Origin of the sequence: Ruminococcus sp. CAG:57, from assembly GCF_000435935.1 — a bacterium.
GTDB lineage: Bacteria > Bacillota > Clostridia > Oscillospirales > Ruminococcaceae > Hominimerdicola > Hominimerdicola aceti.
Genome location: NZ_FR890730.1, coordinates 1 through 4380, shown reverse-complemented (window position 1 = coordinate 4380; position 4380 = coordinate 1). Strand labels below are relative to the sequence as shown.

At 44.4% G+C, this 4380-nt stretch carries 5 protein-coding genes; all 5 read left to right on the top strand.

Translation table 11 applies throughout. The features are described from left to right. The coding region (locus QVO88_RS06450) for a hypothetical protein (RefSeq protein ID WP_288177844.1) at positions 1 to 1807 on the top strand (1807 nt) is incomplete at its 5' end. Further along, complete coding sequence (locus tag QVO88_RS06445; RefSeq protein ID WP_022287680.1) at positions 1804 to 2574, top strand: hypothetical protein; 771 nt, start codon at positions 1804 to 1806, stop codon at positions 2572 to 2574. The genes QVO88_RS06450 and QVO88_RS06445, both read left to right, overlap by 4 nt. Beyond that, on the top strand, positions 2568 to 3635 hold the full coding sequence (locus tag QVO88_RS06440) for a phage tail spike protein (RefSeq protein WP_022287679.1): 1068 nt from the start codon (positions 2568 to 2570) through the stop codon (positions 3633 to 3635). The genes QVO88_RS06445 and QVO88_RS06440 overlap by 7 nt, the downstream gene beginning before the upstream one ends. Before the next feature lie 11 nt (positions 3636 to 3646). Beyond that, positions 3647 to 4036, top strand: a complete 390-nt coding sequence (locus tag QVO88_RS06435; RefSeq protein WP_022287678.1) for a hypothetical protein — start codon at positions 3647 to 3649, stop codon at positions 4034 to 4036. Positions 4037 to 4051: 15 nt separating this feature from the next. Then, positions 4052 to 4380, top strand: a 329-nt coding sequence (locus QVO88_RS06430; RefSeq protein WP_288177843.1) for a hypothetical protein, incomplete at its 3' end; no start/stop codon positions are given.

Genomic DNA, 4380 nt, shown 5'->3' with positions numbered 1-4380 from the left:
TGCAATTGCAACCCTAGCAGGCATTGCAGTTGGTGGTATAGTCGCTTATGCTACGTCAGCAGACGACGCCGCTGACTCAACAAAAGTCCTCAGTGACGAAGAGCAGGCGTTGGTCGACAGCACGAACGAACTGACAGACTCCATGAAGAAAGCCGCAGATCAGAGAGAAGAAGCCAAGACAGATATAGAAGCCGAGTATAACAGCTATAAAAGTCTTGCAGATAGAATTTTTGAGCTTTCTGACGCCGAGAGCTTATCTAATGACGAGAAGTCAGAAATGAAAACTCTTGTGGACCAGCTGAACAGTGCCATGCCTGACCTTAATCTTCAGATTGATGATCAAACAGGCAAGCTTCTCAACAATAAGGACGCTGTCTATGAGTGCATAGAAGCAAAGAAAGAACAGCTTCTTGTCGAAGCAGCTCAGAAAGATATGGTCGCTATATCAGAAGACCTCTATAAGGCTGAGAAAAATCATAAAGAGCTTGAAGAAGAAATTGCCAAAAAGAAAAAAGAAATAATCCCGATTCAAGAGAAGATGAATAAGCTAAACGCAGATTGGGCGAACGTCGCTGATGAAAGTCAGTACTGGGATCTACAGGAGCAGTATGACAAGCTTGACAAGTCTGTAAAAGAGCTTCAGAAGTCGTATAAGTCCGCAGGCGGAGAGATTGAGCAACTGAACGCAGACTATGCTGACGCCTCCAAGTACGTTTCTGAGCATTCTTCTGCTCTCGAAGACAATTCAAAGGCCGTAGAGGACAATGCAAAAAAGGTCGATACAATCTATAACCGCACTGTCATGTATAAAGACGGCTTACACAAGGTATCGCAAGAAACTGTTGACGCAATAGTTGAGATGAATAAGAGCTATGACGAAGCCGTCCAGAAACGAACGGAAGAATTGCAAAACAATCTTAACCTCTTCGACGAATTCAACGGCGGTGCTGAGATATCCGCAGAACAGCTTATGCAGAACTTGGAATCTAATCTTGACGGCATGGCAAGCTGGTCTGATGATATCAAGACGCTTGCAGACAGAGGCGTGAATAAAGGTCTTATTAAGACCTTGCAGAAAGCAGGTCCGCAATCTGCAAGCAAGATAAAGGCGTTACTTTCCATGTCACAGCCTGAGTTGAAAAAGTACAGTGATATGTGGGAAGAGTGCATGAGCGACTGCAAGAAGATAGCAACATCAGAGTTCGACGAGCTCAGGCAACAGTATGATAAGACCATAGAGACGCTTCAAAAGCGTGACCAAATAAGCCAGATATCAGACGTATGGAAACAAACAGGTGCGGCAATGATGTTAGGTATGCAGCAAGGCATACTGTCTGCACAGCAGTCTGTCATTGATACCGCAACAAGTGGAGCAAACGCAGTGCTTGCGGCGGTCAAGGGGGTATATGATATACACTCCCCTTCAAAGGCATTTGAGAATATATCGAAAATGAATGCGCAGGGTGAGATCAAAGGCTGGACGTCATCAGAGGACGATATCATCAAAGCCTATACCAATACTGGTGACAAGATACTGTCAGAGAATATGCGCAATACATACAGCGATACTAATAGGGTCGCAAGGTCAGTATATAATGGATCATATACCCACAGTATCACGCAGAAAGCAGCAACAAGCGCCACAGAAAACACGCAGGTCGTCCCAACAGTCAGACAAATGCCCGAGACTATTCATAACGTGATAGTATTCCCGAATGGGAAAGTGATTGCAGAGGAAACAGTTCCATTTATAGATGTAATGCTTGGCGAAAGAGCTGCGAGAAAGAAAAGAGGTAGTGCAGTATGACACGACAAATCAGATTTAATGGCAAAAAGTCGTATGAGGATTTTAAAATCAGAATAATCAGTGCAACAGTTGCAGAGCCGAAGAAGCGTGAGATCAAAGTGACTGTACCTTATCGCAACGGCAGTATTGACCTGTCTGACTATGACGGCAATTTTTATTTTGACGACACCGAAGTATCATACAAGATGTTCGTATCTGATACAGAACCTGTCACACTGCTCCGCAGGATTGAGAAGATCAAGAGCTGGTTATGTGAAGCTCCACAGCAGAATATTTATGACAACTATTCCGAGAACTATCATTTTGTCGGCAAGTGTAGAACTGTTGAGACCAGCCTTGGTGAAGATGACATAACAGCTACTCTCGATGTCACTTTCGATGTAGCACCATATAAGGTCTCTGACGACTTTGCAGACACAGCATGGGACACTTTTTCATTCGATGATGATTGCCTCAATCAGATGCCTCTCTCCTGCATAGCACACACAGACGGCTATCATTCCCAGCCGGGGGTACTATACTTCTATTCTTATGCCAAAGATGACATAGTTCCGAGCTTAAGGTATCACAAAAATGCTAACGATAAGGACAAACGAGGATTGACAATGCTTGATCTGAACGGTCATACCCTCACAGAAAACCTATACAAAGAAACTGAATCAACGTTTAGAATGCAAAATTTCGTCGTCAAACCCGGCACAAATGTCTTAGCTCTATACGGATCTGGTTCACTTGAAATCGAACTGGTGGAGGAAATACTATGTTAGTTACACTCGATGGTGCAAAGACGCTTCACGAAACTGGTTCTGTCAGAACCAACAAGCTGACAGGAACCATTGCCAAAGAAATAAACGCTATTGACACATTTACGTTCAACATATATCCCGACAACAGCTACTACTCCGATTTAAAAGAACTGACATCGTTGATAAAGGTTTACGACAAGGAAAGTCTGATATTCGATGGCAGAGTACTGACGATATCACCATACATGACTGATAGTGGCGAGATTGGCAAACAAGTTGTCTGCGAGGGCGGTTTGTGTTTTCTGAAAGATAGTGTACCAATTATCAAACAGCTAAAGTGCACAATAAGAACGTATATAGCCACACTACTTTCAGCACACAATAATTCTGTTGAAAGCTACAAGCAGATACATATTGGCAATATTAACTGTTCGCAAGTGCAGCACACATTTAATCCAGGATATGAAGACACGTTCTCAGAATTGACGAAAAACCTGATTTCCGGTGAAGATATCAGAGGTGAAATGAGGGTACGCATCGGCAAAGGAGGCATTAGATTTTTCGACTTCATAGCAAACGAATTTTCAGAGTTCAGCAATAAAACGATACAACTAGGAAGGAATATGCGATCTATCACGCAGGCGATAGACCCAAGTGAGATCATCACAAGACTGTATCCGTTAGGTGCTGTCATCAACGATGATACGGGCGAACGTGTGACGCTTTCGGGAGCAACGAAGTATATTGACAATGACCAGCTGATAAAGCGGTACGGAGTACACGCTGGAACTATGGTATTCGACAATATCACCACTCCAGGCGCATTGTCTGGAGCCGGCAGAGTATGTGCCGGAGCACTAAAAGCAGCAAAAGTTCAGTATGAGGTATCGGCTATTGACATTGATAAGAAGCTAGACGGCTTTGCAGTTGGCTGCAGGTATCGCGTAGTCAATAGCTACCTTGGCATCGACGAAATATTGAGATGCATTGGCACCAGTATCGACATCAATGACAGATCACAGAATGTGCTGACATTTGGCGACAAGATCGCCACAATTAGTGGAATGTCAGCAAGAAAATAGGAGAAATGATTATGGCAAAAGCAATTGATATAAGTTTAGAGGTCACACAGGTGGCAACAGCATATACAGGTCGAGACGTCCGACAGGCTATTGTCGACGCATTGAACGCCACACAGAACGCAATCAATGAAATGAATATGCCAGCAGGATCTCAGACCCTTATCGTACCGTCAGAGACGACACTGGCCACAACGACTTTGAATCTGCCGTTCACACCGACTCAGAATACGCAGATCATCTGTAGTCTGCGGGAGGTGTCGGCACCAACAGTGAGAAGGCTGTGTGTAGAAACATTTTTCACAAGCAACAATTTGATAGTAGCGCTGACGAACGCAGAAAGTGCAAGTGCTACCGTTCCACAGGGTGAATATATTATTGACTGGATCGTAACAAAGCCATAGAAAGGAGGAATATCAATGCACATAAAAATCAACGAAGACTACAATGTAGTCGTGAACACAGCCCTACTGGGCTATGTCGGTGAAACAAATGCTAGACCCGTGTCGGTTGAAGGGCTGACAGTAGACGGCGCAGACCGCTATGTGTTGACTATCGACTATGGCGATGGCGTGACGTATGAGGTGGATATCACAGGTGGCACATGGACACCTACGGCTGATATACTGCGGTCAGCGCAGACAGTCAGCTGTCAGATAGCGGCGAAGAAGCTGTCAGGTGATGAATATGTGCTGGTGAAGAAATCACGAATTTTCCGACTGCGAATAGGGGCGGCTATAGACGATAA